Below are 22,515 nucleotides of genomic sequence, written 5' to 3'. Positions count from 1 at the left end.
AATGAAATTTATAAAATATGTTAACCTTTTAAATTACAAGCCATTAAGATTGTAAATAACCAAAATTTAAACAACAATGAATATTTACAAATCTTTACTAATTATTATGGCTATTTGTTTAGCCACAAAAAGCCAAGCTCAAATTTGGAAAAAACTTGGTAATAAAGCAGAAAAAGCTGTAGAACGTACCTTAGAAAAAAAAGTTGAACAAAAAGCCGAAAAAGAAACTAACAAAGCTTTCGATTCTACATTTAATAATACTTCTAAAGGAAAAAAAAGCAAGTCTAATAAAAATAGTAGTATTCCTTTTAGTCCTTCTGGAATGAGTATTACTCCAGAGAGTACTTATAGGTTTTCACATAAATATGTGTTAGAAATGACAAGTGATAAAAAAACTACAGAAATAATCTACTACTTAAATACACATGGCGATTATACTGGGTCAACAATACCAGACACACATGGTACTAACTTAATAAACGTTTTAGATGCAAAAAGAAAAACCATATTTATGTTTATGGAAAACAATGGCGCTAAACAAGTTATGTCTATGAAAATGAATATAGATTTTGAAACTATGGCAGATGCTGCTGCTACTAACACAGAATACACCGTAAAACCAACAGGAAAAACAAAAACAATTTTAGGTTATAACGCTACAGAGTACGAAACAAAAGGAAAAGACATGCATGGTACTGTATGGATTACAAACGATGTGGATGTTAGTTTGTATAAAGCATTGGCATCACAAAAAACAAAATTAAAAAATCAATGGATTCAAAATATAAATGGTTTAATGTTAGAAATGAGTATAACAGATACTTCTAAAAGAAAACCTAAAACCATAACAATGACATGTAAAGCACTAGAAAAACAAAATATTACAATAGACAGTTCGCAATACAAGAAAATGTTTTAAAACAAACCATTAATAAATAAGAAAACAATTATAATGAAAACAATTTTTATATCAATCATCACAATATTATTAAGTATAAATCTCTATTCTCAAATCGCCGTTGGTGGCGGTATTGGTTATAACGAAAAAGTAAGCAGCGTTGGTATTACTATAAAAGGAGAATTTAATATCACAAATGAAATAGCTGTAAGTCCAAACATATCGTATTTTTTTGGCAACAGCACCTTTCTAGGTTATAACCAAAATTTATTAGGTATAGATGTAAATGCTACTTATACTATTAATATTATAGATAAGCTTAAAGTATATCCAGTAGTAGGCATAAATTTCTCAAGCTATAAAACACAAACATCTTTTTACTTTATAGAAAACGAAACAATAGAAAACGATACTGCAATTGGTGCCAATATTGGTGCAGGAGCACAATGGCAATTTACAAATATGCTCTCTGTGTATTTAGAACCCAAATATATTGCAAGTAATTATAGCCAAATAGTAGTAAATGCTGGTGTATTATTAAAACTGTAATAGTTTATTTAATTAGTCTCACAAATTAAACAGTTTTTAAAACAATCGTTAATTAATAATAGCTCTCTAAAAATAGATTAATAGTCTATTTTATTTTTAGTTTAGGTTGTTTAAAGTCGGAGTTTCCCTAAAAACTTCGGCTTTTTTTTTGAGTAATGTTAACCTTAAAAAAATAGTGCTATTAAAGAGTATATAAATAATTAACAAAATCTGAATTATGAAAACTTTAAAAAAAGCAATAAAAATAAGCTTAATTTTACTTTCAATCTGCCTAACAAATTGTAGTACAGACGATATAATAGACGAAACACCTTCGGCACCATTAGAGGTAACGCCAAATACTATTACATTAGAATGCGATTACAATACAGATACCATCTTAACAAATCATTCTAATGGTGTAGACTATATAGTTGACTGTCAAGTAAACATCGATGCGTTGGTTACAATAGAACCTGGTACCACAATAATTTTTAAAACTGGTACTAGCTTATATGTAAATTCAGGAGGAGCTTTATCTGCAGATGGTATAGCAGAAAGTCCAATTACTTTTAAAGGCGAACAAAACATTAAAGGATATTGGAGAGGCGTTGGTTTTGAATCTAATGATGTTAGAAACAAATTAAACTATGTAAAAATTAACAACGCAGGTAGCAGCCCTATTAATAGCACTTGGTATAATCAAAAAGCAGCAGTTGTTGTTTTCAAAACAATTCATACTGGTAAACTTAGTATAAAAAATACAATAATAGAGAATACAGATGGTATTGGTTTGGCTGTTATGAACCATATAACCAATTATAATAGTGCAGATCTTAATGTCTTTAGTAATAATACATTTAATAACAATTCAGGTGCTGCAGTGAGAGTATCTGCTGAACATGTAGAAAAAATAGATAGCAACAGCACTTACACAAATAATGGATTTAATGGAGTTTCTATTAGAGAATCTAAATTAGATGATGGGATTGAACACATATGGCAAGGCATAGATTATTATATAGATGGAGAGATAGATATTAGAAAAGGAATAAAAATATTACCTGGCGCAAAACTACAATTTTCACCAAATGGCTTTTTAGTAGCTAAATACAATAATGCTTATATTAATGCTGTTGGCACAGCAAGTGAAAATATAATTTTTACAGGTCATGTTACTACACCTGGTTCTTGGAAAGGAATTTACATTCTAGATAGCAACAACGTACAAAATAAATTTTCTTATTGTAAAATCTCTTATGGTGGTAGTGCCTCGCAAACTCTTGTATCTAACAAATCCAATTTAACGCTTTTTAACGGTTCTTATGCACAAGTAACCAATTGTGAAATTTCTAATAGCAATGGTTGCGGTATTATTGTTGGTGTATCAACAATAACTGGTTTTAGTGCTTGTACAATTAATCAATCTAATAATACTTTTCAAAATAACGTTAGTAATGATTTTTGCGACCAAGGTTAAAATCTATTAAAATCATAAAAACCTAAACTTAACAGTTTAGGTTTTTATGTAAAATGTTGACACTAAATAATAAATAAACTATTAATCATAAAAAAAAATGAAAAATCAAACTTCAATAGACCAGACTATTACAAACGAAAAAAACATTGCTATTATAGCTTACGTAACAATTATTGGGCTCATTATCGCTTTTATAATAAATAGCGAAAAGAAAAACACTTTTACCAGTTACCACATTAAACAATCTCTAGGTATAGCTCTAACAAGCTTATCTCTTATGGTGGTTGGTGTAATACCTTTATTAGGTTGGTTAATTAGCATTTTAGGATGTTTTTTTGTTGCTTTTTTATGGGTTATGGGACTTATAAATGCTGTTAACAACAAAAAACAACCTGTACCAGTACTTGGCAAAAAGTTTGAAGTTTGGTTTAAAAAACTTTAAAAAAAATTCACATCTGTTAACCTTTCAATTTTTAAACCATTAAATAATAAATAAACTATTAATCATAAAATAAATTTAAACAAGAAATCATGAAAAAATTAATTTCAAAATCAAAGTATGTCGTATTAGCTCTAATAGTAGCATTAACCTTTTCTTGCTCTGCAGAAGATGGAGCAGATGGCGAACAAGGACCACAAGGAGAACAAGGTGTTGCAGGAACAGATGGTAACGCCAATGTAATTGCAAAAACTGTAGATAATATAACTTGGTCACCTGGAACTTATTTAGGAGGAGCCGCAAACGTATTTGAAATAAGTGATACAGACATTAATGAAAACGTAATGGAGAGTTCACTAATTTTAGTATATTTTCAACTATTTGGAGAAGACATATGGTATCCTATGACGTTTGATTACCCATTAACTAGTGGTGAAGATCAAGTAATAACTTTTACTTACGGACTTAACACACTTACCTTTTATGCTAAACAATCTAGTGGAGAGTTAAATGCAGCTATAACTAAAATTAGATATTTTATTATAGACTCATCTAATAACACATCAAGAAGCCATAATATATTATATAATGATGCTCTTGAGCTTTATAATATAAAACTATAAATATTAAAAATGTATATTAAAAAAACCGAAGACATAAGTCTTCGGTTTTTTTTATTCCTTTTTTCTAAGAGAATGTTTACTATTGTATTTTAGAATAAAACTTCAATTGATTAAGATGATTACACGTAAAAACGCAAGCATTTCAAAATTTATAATTCATAAAGTAGGCAATAAACATAACGATACTAAAAATGCTTTTTCAGATCAAGAAGTTCATTTCGACGAAGAAAGCTACGAACTTATGCTACCTTTTTTATTAAGACCATTTGGTAGTGTAGTACAAAGCTATCGTTTTAATCACCACGCAAATGTGGAGTTAAACGAAATTAATGCTTATGCTAAAAGTATATTTAATGATGATGAAGCATTTGTAGAAACTTCAAAAAACATAGTAAAACATTTATATGAGCAAAGCGACTCTGCTCAAATAAAAACAGGAGATGTTTTAGTTGCTGTATTTGAAGGTATAGAATTTAAAGATATGACTACCAATGCTATTGGGATTTTTAAAATTGAAAATAAAATTAATTTCTTTCAAACCTATTTAGAAGATAATAGCTACGATGTCTTGGTACAAAAAGGAATTTCTAGTAAAAAAGTAGATAAAGGTTGCCTTATTTTAAACCAAACAGATATGGAAGGTAACATTGTTTTAAGTGTAGATAATAATAGTTACGATACACAATATTGGTTAAATAAATTTTTAAATATTAAATATGCCGATGATATGAATAACCATACACATAACTACTTAGATATGTGTAGTGAGTTTTCTACCGAAATTTTAAAAACAAGTTATGGCGAACAAGAACGAAACATTTTTTTAGCCAAAACCATAGACTATTTTAAAGAAAATGAAATTATAAACGTCGAAAATTTTAAAGAAGAAGTTTTTACCGAAGAAAAACACATTCGTTTATTTGAAGACTTTAAAAAAGAATACGAAGGTGAGCAAAATATTTTATTACGCAATCAATTTGATTTAGCTGAAGCCGTTGTAAAAAAGGACAAAAAGAAAATTAAAACCGATATAAAACTAGACACTAACATACAAATTAAACTAGATATTGATGCGCCAGATGCAGCACAAGAATATTTAGAACGTGGTTATGACGAAGAGAAAAAAATGCATTATTATAAAGTATTTTTTAATGCTGAAGATTAATTAAAGTTATATTCAACTTAAAAAGGCATCAAAAATCTAGTATTTAAAAATACCTCTAGATTTTTGATGCCTTTTTTATATTTAATTTATTTTAAATACTAGCGTATTACCATATTTAAAGAAGCGACATAAACATTAGCTCCTACACCAGAGTCTCTTTCTGTCCAGATTTCAACAAAATCTCCTGGTGATAGTTGTACAGTTCCTACAACAGGAACCGCACCAATATTAAAATTAGTTACTATTTCACTAGCTGTTCCTGTTTCTAACAATGGTGAAGCTGTTGTATTACCACTAATTCCTTTTGCTACGTAAAATAATAAAACATCGTTGTTTGTATTTCCCCTAAAAGAAATACTTGCTGTTACCGAAAAATATCTTGTTCTTTTACCTTCATAAACCAACCTATTATTTCCTACCGCTCTAAATCTAAATAAATTATTTGTAGCTGTAATACCAGAAACTTTTACAGGAATACCTGAACCTGTATAAGTTGTAAATGCACCAGTTCCTGTATTAAAGCTTAAGTTATAATCACCAATTGCATTGTTATCTGTCTCTTGAGGTATACCTTGACAGTCAACATCCCAAAAATTTGTAAAGTCATAGCCTGTATATGTATTTGCTGTATAACCTTGTACTTTATTTCCTGCTCCTGTAAAATTTATACCGGTTAAAGATGCCGAAGAACCAATTGTTGGGTTTGAGCTAACATTTAAACCAGTTTCTCCAGTATCTACAACAATTCTACCATTAGCAATTTGTAAATTTTGAAACGTTCCTGTAAGTGTTAAAAATGTACCGGTATTAGTTTCTGTCCAAAACACTTTTTCCATAAATAAAGAATTTATATTAGAAAAAGTAAAACCGTTATTTGTATTTATAACTTGTAAAACCTCAAAAAAAACAGTACCAAAATTACTTAAAGTACCTAATGAAGAGGCATTATTTATAACAACACTATAACCTATTAAACTTTGTGAACCATCACTAGTAATATTAAAAACTGGTTGTCCTCCACCGCTAATTAACAAATCTTTAAGTCGGCCGCCATTTCCACCAGAAAATAGTGCTCCAGAAAAACCATTAACAATAATATCCTGGCTAGTATCTCTACCTATTATATTGGCACCATTTAAATCTATTGGATAATCAAAAACAATGGTACCATTAATTTCATATAAAAAATCTGAATTTAATTGATATTGTGAACCACCACCAGCAGTTAACTCATCTGCCAAGTCTGTAATATCTTTAACCAATTTATAATTATCTCTGGCAGGAACTGTTGTAGACAATACTTCTACCCAATTTGTACCGTTAAAATAATAAAAAGAAAGAGTTGTAATATCGTAAACCAACAAACCATTTGCTGGAGTAGTAATTGCCAATCTTTCGGCAGTTGTCATTCTAGGAGCTAATAATCCTTGCGTGGTAGAACTAATATCTAAAGCAGAGGAAGCATCTGGGTTTACTGTACCAATTCCTACCTGTGAAAAAACAGCAGTTGTACAAAAAACAAATAATAAAAAAAGTAATCTAGTTAATCTCATAATCATGTGGTTAAGTTTAAGGGCATTTAAACAAAAATATACCGCTAAAATAATAAAAACCAATGAGTTATGTTATTAAATTAAAATTTTAACACTGATTAGTAAGAATAGTAATACAAATAAAACCCCTTACATCTTTTATAAGATTTTAAACCATTATATTTTCAATAATTTTTACAAGAGAGAGAAAAAAAAACTCTACTAGATTACATTTTTTTGATCTATCATTATAAATAAAAAAAGTCGCTATTTTACTAATTTAAAAATAAATTTAAGTAAAATAACGACTTATATTTTAATACTAATACAGTTACATTAAAGCGTTTATTTGCTTATCATTTCTGCATCAAATAAGGTAGTAAAATGTTTTAAAAGCTTTGTTTTAACTTCAGCTTCATCAACTTCTTTTTTTCCTAATTCAACATTAAGAGAAGTTACTGCCTTACCACGAATTCCGCATGGTATAATATTATCAAAATATCCCAAATTAGCATTCACATTAAGTGCAAAACCATGCATAGTAACCCAACGACTAGCACGAACTCCCATTGCGCAAATTTTACGAGCAAATGGTGTTCCAACATCTAACCAAACGCCTGTTTCACCAGGAGATCGTTCGGCTTTTAAGCCATACTCGCCAAGTGTAAGTATTATCATCTCTTCTAACAAACGTAAATACTTATGTATGTCTGTAAAAAAATTATCTAAATCTAAAATAGGATAGCCTACAATTTGGCCTGGTCCATGATACGTAATATCACCACCACGATTTATTTTATAAAAAGTAGCACCTTTGTCTTTTAATTGCTGTTCGTCAAGCAACAAATTAGACATATCACCACTTTTACCTAAGGTATAGACATGTGGATGCTCTACAAATAAAAAGTAATTATTTGTATCTAATCCTGCGTCTTCTCTTCTGTTTTTGATTTTTGTATCTAATATACCTTTAAATAACGCTTCTTGATAATCCCAAGTTTCTTTAAAGTCTTTAGTACCTAAGTCTTGTAATTGTATGTTTTTATTCACAATTTAATCTTCTAATGTAACAGTTAAATTAGTTTCTTTTGGAGACTCTATCATCTCCATAAAATTCATTTTTAAACTAACTGTTTTTCTGTTGTTACTTATTTTAGCATTCTTATTTGAAACAGATTTTATTCGCTTTGGGAAATTATATACTAATGTATAAGACATTTCTTCAAATACACTTTTCATGCTTCCCATTTCATTCATTTCATTATTTAAAGCATCTATTTCTTCTTGAGAAGGTTCGTTTATTTCTTCTTTAAAAAAGCGATTAAACGTTTTTCCGTCGTAACTAAAGCCTACTTTCTCAAGCATGTTTTCGCTAGATTTTGCAAAGGCACTTTCACTCATTTTACTAGCTTGTGCATTTTCTTTATTACTTAATTTCTTAGCATTTTCTATGTTTTTTAAAGCTTGAGGCAGTGTTTCTAAGCTTTTAAATGTAGACCCAAAACCAAAATTAAATAAACCTTTATCTTCATTCATTTTAATTTTAATAACAACATCTTTCATTGCTTTTATTTCCTCTTGCTTTTCTGGTGATAGTTTTGCTATACTATCTGCTTTTTCTACTAACATATCTTTAAAATAGAAAACACTATCAATAGGTTTTTTCTTCTTTTTAGTATTGTCTTCTTTTTTAGCACTATCATCCATGCCCATTTCTTTTAAAGACTCCATTACTTGAGACATGTCATAATTCATAATAAATTCTCCAGAGCCATCTTCATTAAAAGTAATTTCTTCTGTAAAATTACAACTAGTTAAAAATAAAACCGAAAGACATGCGAAAAGTAAAGTAATTTTTTTCATATAAATAAAGCGATTAAGTTATACTGCAAAGATACAATTTATCTTTCAGGATTATTTAAAATTACTAGGGCAGCTATAACGCCTGGAACCCAACCACAAAGCCATAATAAAAATGTAATAATAATTGAGCCACAACCTTTATCTATAACGGCTAAAGGCGGACAAATAACAGAAAGAATTACTCTCCAAATACTCATAATTTGATTTAATTTTTATACCGAAAAAGTTTCAGTATTGATTGATGATTTATTTATAAGACGTAAGCTATTGCGTTTTGTTACAAAGCCATTATCTTTGCAGGCTTAAACACTATTATATTATGTCACAATTATCTGAGCAAGAGCTCGTACGAAGAGAAAAGCTAAACAAGCTTCGTAATATGGATATTAATCCATATCCAGCCGATTTATTTCCTGTATCTATAACTACTAAAAAAATTAAACAGGAATTTAAAGAAGGAACACAAGTTGTTATTGCTGGACGCTTAATGTCTCGTCGTATTCAAGGTAATGCTAGTTTTGCAGAGCTTCAAGATAGCGAAGGCCGCATACAAGTTTATTTTAATAGAGACGAAATTTGTGCTGGTGATGATAAAAGTAAATACAACAATGTCTATAAAAAACTTTTAGATATTGGAGATTTTATTGGTATTGAAGGTGAATTGTTTACTACTAAAGTTGGAGAAAAAACAGTATTAGTTAAAGATTTTACTTTATTAAGTAAAGCTTTAAAACCATTACCATTACCAAAAGTTGATGCAGATGGTAACCAACATGATGCCTTTGTAGATCCAGAAATGCGTTACAGACAACGTTATGCAGATTTAGCTGTAAATCCACATGTAAAAGAAGTATTTGTTAAGCGTACAAAATTATTTAACGCTATGAGAAGCTTTTTTAATGATGCTGGATATTTTGAAGTTGAAACTCCTATTTTACAACCTATCCCTGGTGGTGCTGCTGCCAGACCTTTTATAACTCACCATAATAGTTTAGACATACCATTATATATGCGTATTGCTAACGAGTTATACCTAAAACGATTAATTGTTGGTGGTTTTGATGGTGTTTATGAATTTTCTAAAAACTTTAGAAATGAAGGTATGGATAGAACCCATAATCCTGAATTTACAGCAATGGAAATTTATGTAGCTTATAAAGACTACAACTGGATGATGGATTTTTGCGAAAAACTTTTAGAGCATTGTGCTATTGCTGTAAACGGAACTAGCGAAGCTACATTTGGCGAACATAAAGTAAACTTTAAAGCGCCATATAAACGTATTACAATGGCAGATTCTATTAAAGAATTTACTGGTTTTGATATTACAGGAAAAACCGAAGATGAAATTAGAACTGCTGCAAAAGATATGGGTATAGCGGTAGATGCTACTATGGGTAAAGGAAAACTTATAGATGAAATTTTTGGTGAAAAATGTGAAGGTAATTATATACAACCTACATTTATTACAGATTACCCAAAAGAAATGAGCCCACTTTGTAAAGAACATAGGGATAACCCAGAACTTACAGAACGTTTTGAATTAATGGTTTGCGGTAAAGAAATTGCTAATGCATATTCTGAGCTTAACGACCCAATAGACCAACGCGAACGTTTTGAACACCAATTAAAATTAGCTCAAAAAGGAGATGATGAAGCTACTGAATTTATTGATCACGATTTTTTACGTGCATTAGAATATGGTATGCCTCCAACATCTGGAATGGGTATTGGTATGGATAGATTAATTATGTTTTTAACTAACAATCAATCTATACAAGAAGTGTTATTTTTCCCACAAATGAGACCAGAGAAAAAAGCTATACCTATGAGTGAAGAGGAAAAAACAGTTTTCGAAATCCTGAAAAAAAATACTCCTATTGATTTAAATGAATTAAAAAGTCAATCTGGATTAAGCAATAAAAAATGGGATAAAACCATTAAAGGTTTAACTAAACTTGGCGTTGCTAAAGTGAACAAAACTGATGATGGCTTATTTGTAGAAATAGTATAGTTACTATTAAACTTATAAAATAAAAAAGCATACATTAAAAAATGTATGCTTTTTTTTATCTCTATAATAAAATTAAGAAGGCAAATTTTTTATAAAGTATCTGGATAAAAATTTATAATACCAGTTCTTCTTATACAATTTAATTCCGGCTTCTCTAGACTGTTTAATTTTTATTACAATTTTAATGTTTACAAAAATAAAATATATAACAAATACTATTATTAGAGTCGTTAATATTTGATTTGTATTCATAAATAAATTATTTAATTATATAAGAGTAAGCTATGCTATGTATGGGTTTTAAATAAGGCAGCTATTTTATTATATTTTAAAATGTAAACCTTCTAACATTATTTTAAACCTAAAACGGCTTTTCCTTGTTCAAAAACAACATCTACAGGAATATTTGCATCACTTAATCTATTTAAATCATTTTGTAGTACTTCTCCTATATTCCCGTAATTTGAAACAAATTTGGCTACGCCATCATAATCACCATCTCCTTGGTAATTTAAAATCACCTCAGAAAGTGTTTGCATAGCTAATTCCATTTTAGAAAAATTAACCTTATAAGTTCCATTTTCGTTTCTTGAAAAAGCTCCCATTTGTTTAAAAAAGTTAAACCTTATCATATTTGCTTTACCGTGTGCACTAGAAGCTCCAAATCTAACAGACCTAAATATTCCTGCCATAAATGTAACCATATTGTCTTTTAAATCGTTAGTTAATTCTCCTTTACTATGTAATTGCTCCACCATATAAAGTCCTAAAATATCTGCTTTTCCTTCCTCTAAAGCACTAGCATATTCTTTTAATGCGGTTCTAACTGTACCTTTTCCATTAATTGTATTTTTTATTCCTAATCCATGTGCAACTTCATGAAACATTGTATTTTCAAAAAAGGCATCAAATGTAATGTGCTGTCTTTGACTTTCATCTATTAATACCTTTGAGATTGGCATTAAAATTTTATCAAATTTTGCTTGCATTGCATTTTTTAATTGCAATCTTCTTGTTCCTTTTTCTAATTGTACCTCTTCATCATTTGGTAGGTTAATAGCAATGGTTTTACTTCCCGCATTACAATCTCCTGCATAGAAAACAACATCATATGCATTTAAATCGCTATCTGTTCCTGGTTTCTCAGTTTTATATTTATCGCCAACAGGTAGTCCTTTTTGTAATTCTGGTAAGAAACTGCTGAATTTTTCTAATTTTTCACTCCATGCTTGATCTTTAATTAACACATAACCTTCATGTGCTGCTTTATTTCCAAATAATTGGTCTTCGTAAGTTTCTATTGGGCCAATAACAATATCTAAAGTATTGTTTTTCATATCCATCCAGGCAAGGTCGCTTTGTTGATAATTATCATCTAATAAGGCTTCAGCTCTTAACTCTAAATATTTTTTTAATCCTTTATCTTCAGCTAATCTAGATGCTTCAATTAATAAATTAGACACCTCTTTAACTTCTTCCTTGAATTGTTCGTGGTATGGTATAGTGTATAAATTTCCTTCTTTATCTCTTCTAACAAAGTTATAAATACTCGATTTGTTTTCCATGCTTGCGTTTTCAAACTCTTCCTTTGTTATATCTTTTGGGTAAAAGTTTGCTCCTTTTTGCTTCTCTCCTATACCTTCTACAAATGGTTTGTTGTTATCTAACCTATCCCAAGGTCCATAATTAATTTTCACAAACGCTTTTGTAGCTTCATCTTTAATACTTGTTAATAATAAATCTTGATCACCATAAGACTCATACCAAAATAGATCGTTCATTTTATTTGCAGCATCTATTAATAAAGGCAACATTTGTTTTTCATTTTCTGAAAGTACACTTAAATCTGCAGTTAATTTAACGCTTACATATTTATCAAGTTTTGTTTCCATTGCTGTATTTTGAGGAGAAACATCTTTAGTTTCTGCTTTGCTTTTATCGTTTTTACATGATAAAATTGTGAATACTATTAATAATAAATAGTTTATTTTTTTCATTTTAAAAAGATTAGTTATCCTCAAATATAAGCCTTTTTAAAAAACATTTAGATGTTAAAAAACACTTAAAAACTATAACATAATTAAACCTTTCTAAAATTACAGTGTCCTAATAATGTTGAATTTAAAAAACATAAACGATGAAAAAGGTAATAATTATAGCTTTAGCATTAGTTACATTTGGACTAAATGCTCAAAACAAAAAAGATGATCGCTTAGCGATGAAAAAAGAAAGATTAAATAATTTAAATGCTGAAGATTTAGCCCAAATACAAACTAAAAAAATGGTTTTGGCTTTAGATTTATCTGATGCGCAGCAAAAAAAAGTTGCAAAGCTAAATCTTGATAATGCAAAACGACGTATTGAAGCTCGTAAAGATAGAGAAGCTGCTAAAGAAAAGAATGAAAAACCTTCTCAAGAAGAGCGATTAAAGAGACAAAACGAGATGTTAGACCACAAAATTGCTACTAAAAGAGAAATGAAAAGCATTCTTAATGAATCTCAATACGAAAAGTGGACTACCATGACAGAAAAAAAGCAAAGAATGGGAAAGCGCAAAAAAGCTAATAAACATAAGAAAAAACGTCGTGGAGAAAAACACAACGAGGATAATGATTAATTGTTAATTTGGTTACTTAAAAAGCACAGGTTTTTTAATCTGTGCTTTTTTATTTGCTAATTTTATCTAAATAGCTTTACTTTGAGTAAATAACTAATAATAAATTAATAATGAAAAAAGTAATTACTTTATGCCTATTCGCTTTTACTATGCTTATTGGAACGCAAACTGCATTTGCGCAAAATAATGTAAAGGTTGACCAAAAGGCTACTACTAAAGCTAAAGAGTTACGCTCTCAACTTAAGTTTGATGATTCGACTATGGAGAAAGTATATTTAGCATACCAACAGTATGAAAACAAAATGTTGTCTATAAATGAGAACCTTTCTAAAAATACTGCACAATACAAAAATGCAACTTTAGAAACTAGTAAAACATTACAACAAAATATTAAAAGTGCTCTTGGAGAAGACCGTTTTCAAAGATATTTAATTATTACAGAGCAATTAGAAATAGATAAAGAAGAAACACAATTACAAAGCAAAAGTGCTTCTCAAGTAAAACAACAGAGATAGTTTTTATCTCTTATAAAAAAAGCGATTCAATTAATATTGAATCGCTTTTTTTTGCTCTATACTTAAAGTTTTATTTAAAAACGTTTTCGCAGGCTAGAATTGTATTATCTAAATCTTCGTAGGTTAATGCATCTGTTATAAACCAAGTTTCAAAGGCGCTTGGTGCAATATAAACACCATTATTAAGCATACCGTGAAAAAAGTTTTTAAATGTATTATTATTTCCTTTTGCTGCAGTATCAAAATCAACGACTTCGGTTTCGCTAAAGTGTACAGAAATCATTGAACCTACTCTATTAATAGTATGTGTTATATTTAATTTGTTTAAAACCTTTGCAATACCTTTATGTAGATATTCGGTTTTTTGTGCTAATCTATTAAATACTTCTGTATCTGTATTTAATGTTGTTAACATGGCTAAACCTGCTGCCATTGCTAAAGGATTACCACTTAATGTTCCTGCCTGATAAACAGGACCAAGCGGTGCTAAATAATTCATTATTTCATTTCTTGCCGCAAAAGCTCCAACAGGTAAACCACCACCAATTACTTTACCAAAACAAACAATATCTGCCTTAATATTATATAATTCTTGTGCGCCACCTTTTGCTAAACGAAAACCAGTCATGACCTCATCAAATATTAGCAAAATATCATTAGCATCGCATAATGTACGTAATCCTTCTAAAAAGCCTTTTTTAGGTGGAATGCATCCCATATTTCCTGCAACTGGTTCAATTATTATACAAGCTATTTCATTTTTATTAGCTTCAATTAATGCTTTAACATTGTCTAAGTCGTTGTATTTTGCTAATAAAGTATCCTTTGCTGTTCCTTTTGTAACGCCTGGACTGTTAGGTGAGCCAAAAGTTACAGCTCCACTTCCTGCTTGTATTAAAAATGAATCGCTATGCCCGTGATAACAACCGGCGAATTTTATTATTTTGTCTTTATTAGTAAAACCTCTTGCTAATCTTACAGCGCTCATACAAGCTTCTGTACCAGAATTTACAAAACGAATTTTATCTATATTTGGAACCATAGAAACTGCTAATTCTGCAATTTTTGTTTCTATCTCGGTTGGCATTCCAAACGAGGTTCCTTTTTTAGCTTTTTCAATTACAGCATCTACTACTGGCTTAAAAGCATGACCAAGAATCATTGGTCCCCAAGAATTAATATAATCTATTAATTGGTTTCCATCTTCATCATACAAATATGCGCCTTTTGCTTTTTCTACAAATATTGGTGTTCCACCAACGGCTTTAAAGGCTCTTACTGGAGAGTTTACTCCACCAGGAATCACTTTTTCTGCTTCTAAAAAAAGTGAACTACTTCGTTTATAAATCATAAATTTTTAATCTTTTGGTAAAGGTTTTACATAAAGTATCTGGCCAACAAAAAGTGAATTATTTTCTAACCCATTTAAACTTTTTAATGTTTCTACAGTTAGGTTATATTTTTTGGCCAGTGAATATAGTGTATCACCTGCTACAACAATATGTTTTTCGTTTACACCATTATCTTTCCCTAAAACCTCATTATCAAATCTATATAACTGGTAACGTTCTATTAGGCTTATTAATTTTTGAGGGTATTTTCTATCTGTTGCATAACCTGCTTTTCTTAATCCTTTTGCCCAACCTTCATAATCATCTTTTTGAAGGTTAAATAAATCTGAATAACGTTTTCTTTCTTTTAAAAATAAAGAATGATCTCTAAAAGAATATTTTGAATTTTTATATTTTCTAAAACATTCCTGGCTCGCATCATCATCATGATAAATTTTTCCTCCAGTCCAACCAGAGTGACATTTTATACCAAAATGATTATTAGCTTCTGTAGATAAACGTCCTTTTCCAGATCCAGATTCTAATATGCCTTGAGCTAAGGTTATACTTGCAGGAATACCGTAGCTTTTCATTTCATCTTTTGCTATATCACTATAAATGGCAATATACTCTTCGGTTGGTGAGTTATATACTTCTGGTGTATCTTCAATTACTACAGGCTTAGGTGCTGGTTCTGATGTAACTTTAACTTCTTTTCTTTTACGTGGTTTTTTTACAACACGCTCTTTTTTTGTTTTAGATTTACTTGTAACAACTCTTTTTTTAGAGCCACAACTAGCTATAAATAGTGATAAACACAGTAGTAATATTATTTTTTTCATTAATTTATTTTATTATTGGTAACCCTTTTTGTTTTAGTCTTTCATTCATACCTTGAATGCCTTGTAGACCTCCAGTATGAATTGCTAAAATTTTTGAACCTTCCGGAAAATATTTTTTTTCAATTAAATCTTGGATTCCAAAAAGCATTTTTCCTGTATAAATAGGATCTAACTGTATATTATTAATAGCTTTAAATGTATTAATAAACGTTATTAGCTCTTCATTTATTTTGGCATAACCACCAAAATGATAATTAGTAATTAACTTCCAGTTATCTTGTTTTGCAAATTTACTAATATCTTCTCTTAAAAAATCGCCTTTTAAAGCCGAAAAACCTAAAACTTGCTGATTAGGTTTTGTACTATTTATTATTCCTGCAACTGTTCCTCCTGTTCCTACAGATGTGCAGACGTAATTAAATTTAAAATCGTCTTGTGTTAAAATCTCTTCACAACCTTTTATAGCTAAAGCGTTAGTGCCACCTTCTGGAATATTATAAAAATCTCCAAATTCATTTTTTAAATTTTCTATAAAATAAAATTCATTTTTATTTCTAAATTCTAATCTACTAATAAATTTAAAAGTCATGCCACAAGATTTTGCATACTTTAAAGTAGCATTACGCTCTAATTTATCTTTAATTTCTTCACCTCTTATTACTCCTATTGTTTTAAAACCATACACTTTTCCTGCAGCTGCAACAGCGGCAATATGGTTTGAGTAGGCTCCACCAAATGTGACAACAGTATTTTTATTTTGTTGTTTGGCTTCTTTTAAATTATATTTTAATTTTCTGTATTTGTTTCCAGAAATAATTGGGTGTATAGTGTCTTCACGTTTTAAATGAACTTCTACATTTAAAGCGTTTTTAGTAATTATTTTTTTATTTAATACGTTTTCTAAATCAAATATCATTCTTGCAAAAATAATGCGTAAATCTCCAAAACGATCTTGTTTTTAAATAATTTAAATTGGTTTGGTTGTAATACGCTTCTCTTTCAAAAGAGATATTTCTATAAGCTTTAAACCAATTTTGGTAAATGCAAAACCTTACAACAAATTCTGTTAAGTAAATTAAGTAAAACGGTAGCACCAATAATTCCTGTTGCTGCTTTAAATGTATTTTTTCATGATTAATTAATACAACATCATTTTTAAACCGTTTACTTCTTAAAAAAACAAACGGATAAATTGTTATTCCTGTATAACCTTTAGGCACTAAATATTTAGAAAATAATATCATGATTTAATGGTTTCAAAAATCACTCCAATTTACATTATCTTTGTGAGAAATGAAGAAATATATTCCATTAGAAGACGGCGATTATTACTTAACGCCAGAAGGCTACAGGTGCTTTACAGAGCAATACCATTTAAAAAGAGGTTATTGTTGTGAAAGCGGTTGTAGGCATTGCCCATACGGTTATAATAAAAACACTAATTCCACTAATAAAAAGAGTTAACACAAATGAACTCAACTTTTAAAACACAAATTCTAGAAGGTATTCCAGAGCAATTACCTGCTTTTAAACCTTACGAAAAAGATATAAACCACGCACCTAAACGAAAAGCTATTCTTACTAAAGAAGAAGAAATACTTGCACTACGAAATGCGCTTAGGTACTTTGACAAAAAACACCATAAAACATTAATAAAAGAGTTTAAAAACGAATTAGATAATTACGGAAGAATCTATATGTACCGTTTGCGTCCAGATTATAAAATGTACGCCAGACCAATAGAAGAGTATCCTGCAAAATCTAAACAAGCGGCAGCAATCATGTTAATGATTCAAAATAATTTAGATTATGCTGTTGCTCAACATCCTCACGAACTTATTACTTATGGCGGTAATGGTGGTGTGTTTTCTAATTGGGCGCAATACAGATTAACAATGAAGTATTTAGCCGAAATGAATGACGAACAAACATTGGTTATGTATTCTGGACATCCAATGGGATTATTTCCATCTCACAACAATGCACCACGAGTAGTTGTTACAAACGGAATGATGATACCTAATTATTCTCAACCAGACGATTGGGAGAAATTTAATGCTTTAGGTGTTACACAATATGGACAAATGACTGCGGGAAGCTATATGTATATTGGCCCACAAGGTATAGTTCACGGTACAACAATTACTGTTTTAAACGGTTTTAGAAAAATTAAAAAAGAACCAAAAGGAAATTTATTTGTTACCTCTGGATTAGGTGGTATGTCTGGCGCACAACCTAAAGCAGGAAATATTGCTGGTTGTATTACAGTTTGTGCAGAAGTAAACCCAAAAATAACACAAGTTCGCTTAGATCAAGGTTGGATAAACGAAAAAATAACCAATTTAGATGAATTAGTAACGCGTGTTAATAAAGCGAAAGCTAACAAAGAAACTATATCTATTGCATATTTAGGAAATATTGTAGACGTCTGGGAAAAATTTGACGAAGAGAACATACACATAGATTTAGGAAGCGACCAAACATCTCTTCACAATCCTTGGGCTGGTGGTTATTACCCAGTAGGTTTGTCTTTTGAAGAAGCAAATGATATGATGGCAAATAATCCTGAAGCCTTTAAAGCCGAAGTTCAAAAAACATTACGTCGTCATGCTAAAGCAATAAATAAACACACTGCAAAAGGTACTTATTTTTTCGATTATGGTAATGCTTTTTTATTAGAAGCGTCTCGTGCTGGTGCAGATATTATGGCAGATAATGGAGTAGATTTTAAATACCCAAGCTATGTTCAAGATATTATGGGACCAATGTGCTTTGATTATGGCTTTGGTCCTTTTCGTTGGGTTTGTGCTTCAGGTAAACCTGAAGATTTAGCAAAAACTGATGCTATTGCTTGTGCTATTTTAGAGGAAATAAAACAAAACTCTCCAGAAGAAATCCAACAACAAATGGCAGATAACATTCAATGGATAAAAGGAGCTCAAGAAAACAAATTAGTAGTAGGTTCTCAAGCTAGAATACTTTATGCAGATGCCGAAGGTAGAGCAAAAATAGCCGAAGCTTTTAATCAAGCTATTGCAAAAGGTGAAATAGGTACTGTTATTTTAGGCCGTGATCACCATGATGTTTCTGGTACAGATTCTCCATATCGCGAAACCAGTAATATTTATGATGGCTCACGCTTTACAGCAGATATGGCAATACAAAATGTAATAGGAGATAGTTTTCGTGGTGCAACCTGGGTAAGTATTCACAACGGTGGTGGCGTTGGTTGGGGAGAAGTTATTAATGGTGGTTTTGGTATGGTTCTTGATGGTAGTAAAGAAGCATCAACTCGCTTAAAATCAATGTTATTCTGGGATGTAAACAACGGAATTTCAAGACGAAGTTGGGCAAGAAATGAAGGTGCTATTTTTGCCATTAAACGTGCAATGGATAGCGAGCCTAATTTAAAAGTCACATTACCTAATAATGTAGATGATGCTATTATAGACTCGTTATAACTTTATAAAAATTAAAAAAGATGAAATTATTAAAAACTCTACCTATTTTACTACTTCTTGTAGTAGTTAGCTCGTGTACTTCAGTTCGAGTAGCTTCAGATTATGATAAAAATGCAGATTTTGATTCTTACAAAACGTTTGCCTTCTTCAAAACTGGAATTGATAAAGCCGAGATAAGCGACTTAGATAAACGCCGAATTCTTAGAGCTATTGAAGCCGAAATGATTGCTAAAGGATTTACAAAATCTGAAAATCCAGATTTATTAGTAAGTATTTTTACAAAATCTAGAGAACAAGTTAATGTTTACAATAATGGTTTTGGACCATATGGTTATGGTTGGGGTTGGAGCCCTTGGTATTGGAACAATGGTTTTAATAGGACCTCTGTTAGCACATCTACTCAAGGTTCTTTATATATAGATTTAATAGATGCTTCTAAAAAAGAATTGATTTGGCAAGGTAAAGGTCAAGGTTACCTAACAAACTCTTCTAATATTGATAAAAAAGAAGCTAGAATAAAAGAATTTGTTGCTAAGATTATGACCAAATATCCACCTGAAACAAATAAATAATATTAAAAAAGCGATTCAATATTTACTGAATCGCTTTTTTTTTATGGTAAATAAACTTTAGCATGACCGTTTGCAACTAACCATTGGTTTACATCTACACCATCAATCATTATTGTTGCTAAATATCTGCCATACTTACCTTGCTTATCTTTATAAGTAATTAGTTCTACTTCTTTATCAAGAATCATTTCTCTTAAAATATCTCTAACTTTTTTTCCTTCTTCTTTTTCTTCTCCTCTTAATTCTGGAGTATCAATGCCATAAAGACGAAGTTTCATTTCTTGCGAATGTAAAAACCCTAAATCTACAACTGCTGTAACCGTATCACCATCGTAAACTCCTATTATTTTAGCGTAATAATTATACATTTTCTATTTTTAAGTGACTAAAAATCAATATACAAAATAATACAATTATAATTTATTATAAATAATTAAACAGTATTTTAATGCTTTACAATCCGTTTTTTAAACTATAAAAATGAGCGCTTTTAAATTCTGTTTTTAATATAGAAATAGCTCTTGCACTTCTTTTACCCGATTTGCAATATACTATTACAGGTAGTGAAGTATCTATTTCCATACACCTAATTGGTATTTCTTTTAGAGGTATGTGTTGACCACCAATATGGTATTCTTCTCTTTCGTTTTGCTCTCTAACATCTAGTAAATTATATCTTGATTTATTTTTATTAAATTCATCTAAGGTAATTTCTTCAGCGTTATTAATACCACAAAAAAGGTTATAGTCTTTTTCTAAAGCAATAATTCTCATGTTTTCATCTTTTTCAAAACCTAATATTTGTTGGCTCATATTTAAAGCATTAAACAATAATAGCTTATTGCTTAAAACCGCTCCTAAACCACAAATGATTTTAATGGTTTCATTGGCTTGAAAACTTCCTATAATTCCTGGCAACACACCTAGAACTCCAATCTCTGAACAATTAGGAGCATCTTCAGGTCTTGGTGGTGTTGGGTATAAACATCTATAGGTTGCGCTACCTAAATAATTAAAAACACTAACTTGACCTTCAAATTTAAAAATAGCGCCATAAACTAACGGTTTATTAGTAATTACTGCTGCATCGCTTGTTAAATATCTGGTAGAAAAATTATCGCTTCCGTCAACTATAATATCATAATTATTAAATAACGCAATGGCATTTTCTTGTGTTAACTTTGTATTATAGATATTAAAATTCACAAAAGGATTTAATTTAGATAATTTTTTAGCTGCTATTTTAGCTTTATACAAACCAACATCGTTAATTGTGTATAAAATTTGCCTTTGCAAATTACTTTGATCTATAACATCATGATCTATAATACCAATAGTGCCTACTCCAGCTGCTGTTAAATATTGTAAAACTGGACAACCCAAACCACCAGCTCCAATAACCAAAACCTTTGCTTGTTTTAGTTTTAATTGTCCTGCTTCTCCTATTTTATCTAAAATAAGATGTCTGCTATATTGCTTTTTTTCTTTTTCGCTAAGACTCATTATTTTGTTTCTTCAAAACATTCCCAATCTTTCCAAACCACTTCGTAACCTTGATTTTCAATCATTTCTTTAATGTCTTTAGTTTCGCGTTCATCAGATATTTCAAACTGCTCTAAACTTTCTGGCGCTACAGCATAACCTCCAGGATTTGTTTTAGACTCTGCGCTAATAGAAGTTATTCCAAGTTTTATAATATTATTTCTAAAGGTTTCACTTTCGCGGGTAGACATAGAAAGCTCTACATCTTCATCTAGTAAACGGTACGCGCAAATAAGCTGAACTAAATCAGAATCTGTCATTTCTACCTTTGGTTGTACTTCACCTTGATGCGGTCTAAGCCTAGGAAATGATATAGAATACTTGGTTTTCCAGTAGGTTTTTTGCAAATATTTTAAATGTAAAGCGGTGTAAAAACTATCTACACGCCAATCTTCTAAACCAAATAAAGCACCAAGTCCTATTTTATGAACTCCTGCTTTTCCTAAACGATCTGGCGTATCTAATCGATAATTAAAATTAGATTTTTTCCCTTTTGGGTGATGTGTTTTATAAGTCGCTTCATGATAGGTTTCTTGATACACTAAAACAGCATACAAACCAGCCTCAATTAGTTGTTCGTATTCGTTTTGATCTAACGGTTGTACCTCAATACTTATATTAGAAAAATGCTCTCGAATTAAACTTATAGCATGTTTAATATACGAGACACCAACCGTTTTATTTGCTTCGCCCGTTACCAATAAAATATGGTTGTAACCTTTGGCTTTTAAAAATTTAACTTCTTTTAAAATTTCGGCATCATTTAATGTTCTACGTGCAATTTTATTAGTCATACTAAAACCACAATAAGTACAAATGTTTTGACACTCGTTAGACAAATACATAGGCACATACATTTGTATAGTGTTACCAAAACGTTTTTTAGTAATAGCATGACTACGTTGCGCCATATGCTCAATAAAAGGTTTTGCTGCGGGAGATATTAAGGCTTTAAAATCTTCTAAATCTATTTTTTCTTTTTGAAGAACTTCCTTAACATCTTCTGCTGTAAAAGCATAAATTTCTTTTTCTAAAGTATCCCAATTATATTTATTAAAAGTAGTTTTAAAAGACATGTTTTATGGTGTATTCA

The 22,515-nt window shown here is 30.1% G+C and carries 24 protein-coding genes; 12 read left to right on the top strand and 12 right to left on the bottom strand.

What is annotated here, in order from left to right:
• The first annotated feature begins 76 nt into the window (after positions 1 to 76).
• The 6 genes from LACAL_RS08335 (at position 77) to LACAL_RS08310 (ending at position 5,133) form a co-directional block, all read left to right on the top strand.
• Complete coding sequence (locus tag LACAL_RS08335) at positions 77 to 919, top strand: DUF4412 domain-containing protein (RefSeq protein ID WP_013870289.1); 843 nt, start codon at positions 77 to 79, stop codon at positions 917 to 919.
• 33 nt (positions 920 to 952) lie between these two features.
• Positions 953 to 1,447: an outer membrane beta-barrel protein gene (locus tag LACAL_RS08330; protein ID WP_013870288.1), complete on the top strand. Its 495-nt coding sequence runs from the start codon at positions 953 to 955 to the stop codon at positions 1,445 to 1,447.
• A 217-nt stretch (positions 1,448 to 1,664) separates the two neighbouring features.
• Positions 1,665 to 2,906 (top strand): hypothetical protein, encoded by a 1,242-nt coding sequence (locus tag LACAL_RS08325; RefSeq protein ID WP_013870287.1) that lies wholly within the window; start codon positions 1,665 to 1,667, stop codon positions 2,904 to 2,906.
• Between the two features lie 97 nt (positions 2,907 to 3,003).
• Entirely contained in the window at positions 3,004 to 3,348 is a 345-nt protein-coding gene (locus LACAL_RS08320) for a DUF4870 domain-containing protein (protein ID WP_013870286.1), read from the top strand.
• Between the two features lie 89 nt (positions 3,349 to 3,437).
• Positions 3,438 to 3,968: a hypothetical protein gene (locus LACAL_RS08315; RefSeq protein WP_013870285.1), complete on the top strand. Its 531-nt coding sequence runs from the start codon at positions 3,438 to 3,440 to the stop codon at positions 3,966 to 3,968.
• Between the two features lie 115 nt (positions 3,969 to 4,083).
• Complete coding sequence (locus LACAL_RS08310; protein WP_013870284.1) at positions 4,084 to 5,133, top strand: nucleoid-associated protein; 1,050 nt, start codon at positions 4,084 to 4,086, stop codon at positions 5,131 to 5,133.
• A gap of 98 nt (positions 5,134 to 5,231) precedes the next feature.
• Here the strand turns inward: LACAL_RS08310 and LACAL_RS08305 are convergent, their stop codons facing one another.
• The 4 genes from LACAL_RS08305 to LACAL_RS15180 form a co-directional block, all read right to left on the bottom strand.
• Positions 5,232 to 6,686 carry a hypothetical protein gene (locus LACAL_RS08305; protein WP_049791483.1) on the bottom strand — a complete coding sequence of 485 codons (1,455 nt, stop codon included), beginning with the start codon at positions 6,684 to 6,686 and terminating at the stop codon, positions 5,232 to 5,234.
• 324 nt (positions 6,687 to 7,010) lie between these two features.
• Positions 7,011 to 7,715, bottom strand: coding sequence for a lipoyl(octanoyl) transferase LipB (gene lipB / locus LACAL_RS08300; RefSeq protein WP_013870282.1), 705 nt, complete (start codon positions 7,713 to 7,715; stop codon positions 7,011 to 7,013).
• Positions 7,716 to 7,718: 3 nt separating this feature from the next.
• A complete protein-coding gene (locus LACAL_RS08295; protein WP_013870281.1) occupies positions 7,719 to 8,528 on the bottom strand; it encodes a hypothetical protein in 810 nt (269 codons plus the stop codon).
• Positions 8,529 to 8,566: 38 nt separating this feature from the next.
• Positions 8,567 to 8,725 (bottom strand): YqaE/Pmp3 family membrane protein, encoded by a 159-nt coding sequence (locus tag LACAL_RS15180; protein WP_013870280.1) that lies wholly within the window; start codon positions 8,723 to 8,725, stop codon positions 8,567 to 8,569.
• A 122-nt stretch (positions 8,726 to 8,847) separates the two neighbouring features.
• Here LACAL_RS15180 and lysS point away from each other — a divergent pair, with 122 nt between their 5' ends.
• A complete protein-coding gene (gene lysS, locus LACAL_RS08290; protein WP_013870279.1) occupies positions 8,848 to 10,542 on the top strand; it encodes a lysine--tRNA ligase in 1,695 nt (564 codons plus the stop codon).
• A gap of 350 nt (positions 10,543 to 10,892) precedes the next feature.
• Here the strand turns inward: lysS and LACAL_RS08285 are convergent, their stop codons facing one another.
• Positions 10,893 to 12,539: a hypothetical protein gene (locus LACAL_RS08285; protein WP_013870277.1), complete on the bottom strand. Its 1,647-nt coding sequence runs from the start codon at positions 12,537 to 12,539 to the stop codon at positions 10,893 to 10,895.
• A 140-nt stretch (positions 12,540 to 12,679) separates the two neighbouring features.
• On the opposite strand from LACAL_RS08285, the gene LACAL_RS08280 reads away from it, so the two are divergent.
• Positions 12,680 to 13,159, top strand: a complete 480-nt coding sequence (locus tag LACAL_RS08280) for a hypothetical protein (protein ID WP_013870276.1) — start codon at positions 12,680 to 12,682, stop codon at positions 13,157 to 13,159.
• 110 nt (positions 13,160 to 13,269) lie between these two features.
• Positions 13,270 to 13,674: a hypothetical protein gene (locus tag LACAL_RS08275; protein ID WP_013870275.1), complete on the top strand. Its 405-nt coding sequence runs from the start codon at positions 13,270 to 13,272 to the stop codon at positions 13,672 to 13,674.
• A 70-nt stretch (positions 13,675 to 13,744) separates the two neighbouring features.
• On the opposite strand, the gene hemL is transcribed toward LACAL_RS08275, so the two are convergent.
• Genes hemL through LACAL_RS08255 form a run of 4 tightly spaced genes read right to left on the bottom strand, consistent with a single transcriptional unit; the run spans position 13,745 to position 17,091 of the window.
• Entirely contained in the window at positions 13,745 to 15,025 is a 1,281-nt protein-coding gene (hemL, locus tag LACAL_RS08270; protein ID WP_013870274.1) for a glutamate-1-semialdehyde 2,1-aminomutase, read from the bottom strand.
• A gap of 6 nt (positions 15,026 to 15,031) precedes the next feature.
• The gene (locus tag LACAL_RS08265; protein WP_013870273.1) at positions 15,032 to 15,847 is read right to left on the bottom strand and encodes a glucosaminidase domain-containing protein; all 816 of its coding nucleotides are present in this window, start codon (positions 15,845 to 15,847) and stop codon (positions 15,032 to 15,034) included.
• 4 nt (positions 15,848 to 15,851) lie between these two features.
• On the bottom strand, positions 15,852 to 16,763 hold the full coding sequence (locus LACAL_RS08260) for a 1-aminocyclopropane-1-carboxylate deaminase/D-cysteine desulfhydrase (RefSeq protein ID WP_013870272.1): 912 nt from the start codon (positions 16,761 to 16,763) through the stop codon (positions 15,852 to 15,854).
• Positions 16,753 to 17,091 (bottom strand): hypothetical protein, encoded by a 339-nt coding sequence (locus LACAL_RS08255; RefSeq protein ID WP_013870271.1) that lies wholly within the window; start codon positions 17,089 to 17,091, stop codon positions 16,753 to 16,755. Before LACAL_RS08255 ends, LACAL_RS08260 begins: the two co-directional genes overlap by 11 nt.
• A 49-nt stretch (positions 17,092 to 17,140) precedes the next feature.
• Here LACAL_RS08255 and LACAL_RS15390 point away from each other — a divergent pair, with 49 nt between their 5' ends.
• Genes LACAL_RS15390 through LACAL_RS08245 form a run of 3 tightly spaced genes read left to right on the top strand, consistent with a single transcriptional unit; the run spans position 17,141 to position 19,880 of the window.
• Positions 17,141 to 17,311: a DUF5522 domain-containing protein gene (locus LACAL_RS15390; RefSeq protein ID WP_013870270.1), complete on the top strand. Its 171-nt coding sequence runs from the start codon at positions 17,141 to 17,143 to the stop codon at positions 17,309 to 17,311.
• 5 nt (positions 17,312 to 17,316) lie between these two features.
• Positions 17,317 to 19,308, top strand: coding sequence for a urocanate hydratase (locus LACAL_RS08250; protein WP_013870269.1), 1,992 nt, complete (start codon positions 17,317 to 17,319; stop codon positions 19,306 to 19,308).
• A 20-nt stretch (positions 19,309 to 19,328) separates the two neighbouring features.
• Positions 19,329 to 19,880 (top strand): DUF4136 domain-containing protein, encoded by a 552-nt coding sequence (locus tag LACAL_RS08245; protein ID WP_013870268.1) that lies wholly within the window; start codon positions 19,329 to 19,331, stop codon positions 19,878 to 19,880.
• Between the two features lie 41 nt (positions 19,881 to 19,921).
• Here LACAL_RS08245 and LACAL_RS08240 read toward each other — a convergent pair whose 3' ends face one another.
• The 3 genes from LACAL_RS08240 to thiH form a co-directional block, all read right to left on the bottom strand.
• Positions 19,922 to 20,248 (bottom strand): thermonuclease family protein, encoded by a 327-nt coding sequence (locus LACAL_RS08240; protein ID WP_013870267.1) that lies wholly within the window; start codon positions 20,246 to 20,248, stop codon positions 19,922 to 19,924.
• An 85-nt stretch (positions 20,249 to 20,333) separates the two neighbouring features.
• Positions 20,334 to 21,383 carry a HesA/MoeB/ThiF family protein gene (locus LACAL_RS08235; RefSeq protein ID WP_013870266.1) on the bottom strand — a complete coding sequence of 350 codons (1,050 nt, stop codon included), beginning with the start codon at positions 21,381 to 21,383 and terminating at the stop codon, positions 20,334 to 20,336.
• Positions 21,383 to 22,498, bottom strand: coding sequence for a 2-iminoacetate synthase ThiH (thiH, locus tag LACAL_RS08230; RefSeq protein WP_013870265.1), 1,116 nt, complete (start codon positions 22,496 to 22,498; stop codon positions 21,383 to 21,385). The genes LACAL_RS08235 and thiH overlap by 1 nt, the downstream gene beginning before the upstream one ends.
• Positions 22,499 to 22,515: the final 17 nt, after the last annotated feature.

Source organism: Lacinutrix sp. 5H-3-7-4 (assembly GCF_000211855.2).
GTDB lineage: Bacteria > Bacteroidota > Bacteroidia > Flavobacteriales > Flavobacteriaceae > Lacinutrix.
Note: the sequence above shows the minus strand (reverse complement) of the source record. Positions and strands in the feature narration are given on the sequence as shown.

Coding starts and splice junctions, on each gene's coding strand:
- LACAL_RS08335 (WP_013870289.1), top strand. CDS start 77: ATGAATATTTACAAATCTTTACTAATTATTATGGCTATTTGTTTAGCC.
- LACAL_RS08330 (WP_013870288.1), top strand. CDS start 953: ATGAAAACAATTTTTATATCAATCATCACAATATTATTAAGTATAAAT.
- LACAL_RS08325 (WP_013870287.1), top strand. CDS start 1,665: ATGAAAACTTTAAAAAAAGCAATAAAAATAAGCTTAATTTTACTTTCA.
- LACAL_RS08320 (WP_013870286.1), top strand. CDS start 3,004: ATGAAAAATCAAACTTCAATAGACCAGACTATTACAAACGAAAAAAAC.
- LACAL_RS08315 (WP_013870285.1), top strand. CDS start 3,438: ATGAAAAAATTAATTTCAAAATCAAAGTATGTCGTATTAGCTCTAATA.
- LACAL_RS08310 (WP_013870284.1), top strand. CDS start 4,084: ATGATTACACGTAAAAACGCAAGCATTTCAAAATTTATAATTCATAAA.
- LACAL_RS08305 (WP_049791483.1), bottom strand. CDS start 6,686: ATGAGATTAACTAGATTACTTTTTTTATTATTTGTTTTTTGTACAACT.
- LACAL_RS08295 (WP_013870281.1), bottom strand. CDS start 8,528: ATGAAAAAAATTACTTTACTTTTCGCATGTCTTTCGGTTTTATTTTTA.
- LACAL_RS15180 (WP_013870280.1), bottom strand. CDS start 8,725: ATGAGTATTTGGAGAGTAATTCTTTCTGTTATTTGTCCGCCTTTAGCC.
- lysS (WP_013870279.1), top strand. CDS start 8,848: ATGTCACAATTATCTGAGCAAGAGCTCGTACGAAGAGAAAAGCTAAAC.
- LACAL_RS08285 (WP_013870277.1), bottom strand. CDS start 12,539: ATGAAAAAAATAAACTATTTATTATTAATAGTATTCACAATTTTATCA.
- LACAL_RS08280 (WP_013870276.1), top strand. CDS start 12,680: ATGAAAAAGGTAATAATTATAGCTTTAGCATTAGTTACATTTGGACTA.
- LACAL_RS08275 (WP_013870275.1), top strand. CDS start 13,270: ATGAAAAAAGTAATTACTTTATGCCTATTCGCTTTTACTATGCTTATT.
- hemL (WP_013870274.1), bottom strand. CDS start 15,025: ATGATTTATAAACGAAGTAGTTCACTTTTTTTAGAAGCAGAAAAAGTG.
- LACAL_RS08265 (WP_013870273.1), bottom strand. CDS start 15,847: ATGAAAAAAATAATATTACTACTGTGTTTATCACTATTTATAGCTAGT.
- LACAL_RS08260 (WP_013870272.1), bottom strand. CDS start 16,763: ATGATATTTGATTTAGAAAACGTATTAAATAAAAAAATAATTACTAAA.
- LACAL_RS08255 (WP_013870271.1), bottom strand. CDS start 17,091: ATGATATTATTTTCTAAATATTTAGTGCCTAAAGGTTATACAGGAATA.
- LACAL_RS15390 (WP_013870270.1), top strand. CDS start 17,141: ATGAAGAAATATATTCCATTAGAAGACGGCGATTATTACTTAACGCCA.
- LACAL_RS08250 (WP_013870269.1), top strand. CDS start 17,317: ATGAACTCAACTTTTAAAACACAAATTCTAGAAGGTATTCCAGAGCAA.
- LACAL_RS08245 (WP_013870268.1), top strand. CDS start 19,329: ATGAAATTATTAAAAACTCTACCTATTTTACTACTTCTTGTAGTAGTT.
- LACAL_RS08240 (WP_013870267.1), bottom strand. CDS start 20,248: ATGTATAATTATTACGCTAAAATAATAGGAGTTTACGATGGTGATACG.
- LACAL_RS08235 (WP_013870266.1), bottom strand. CDS start 21,383: ATGAGTCTTAGCGAAAAAGAAAAAAAGCAATATAGCAGACATCTTATT.
- thiH (WP_013870265.1), bottom strand. CDS start 22,498: ATGTCTTTTAAAACTACTTTTAATAAATATAATTGGGATACTTTAGAA.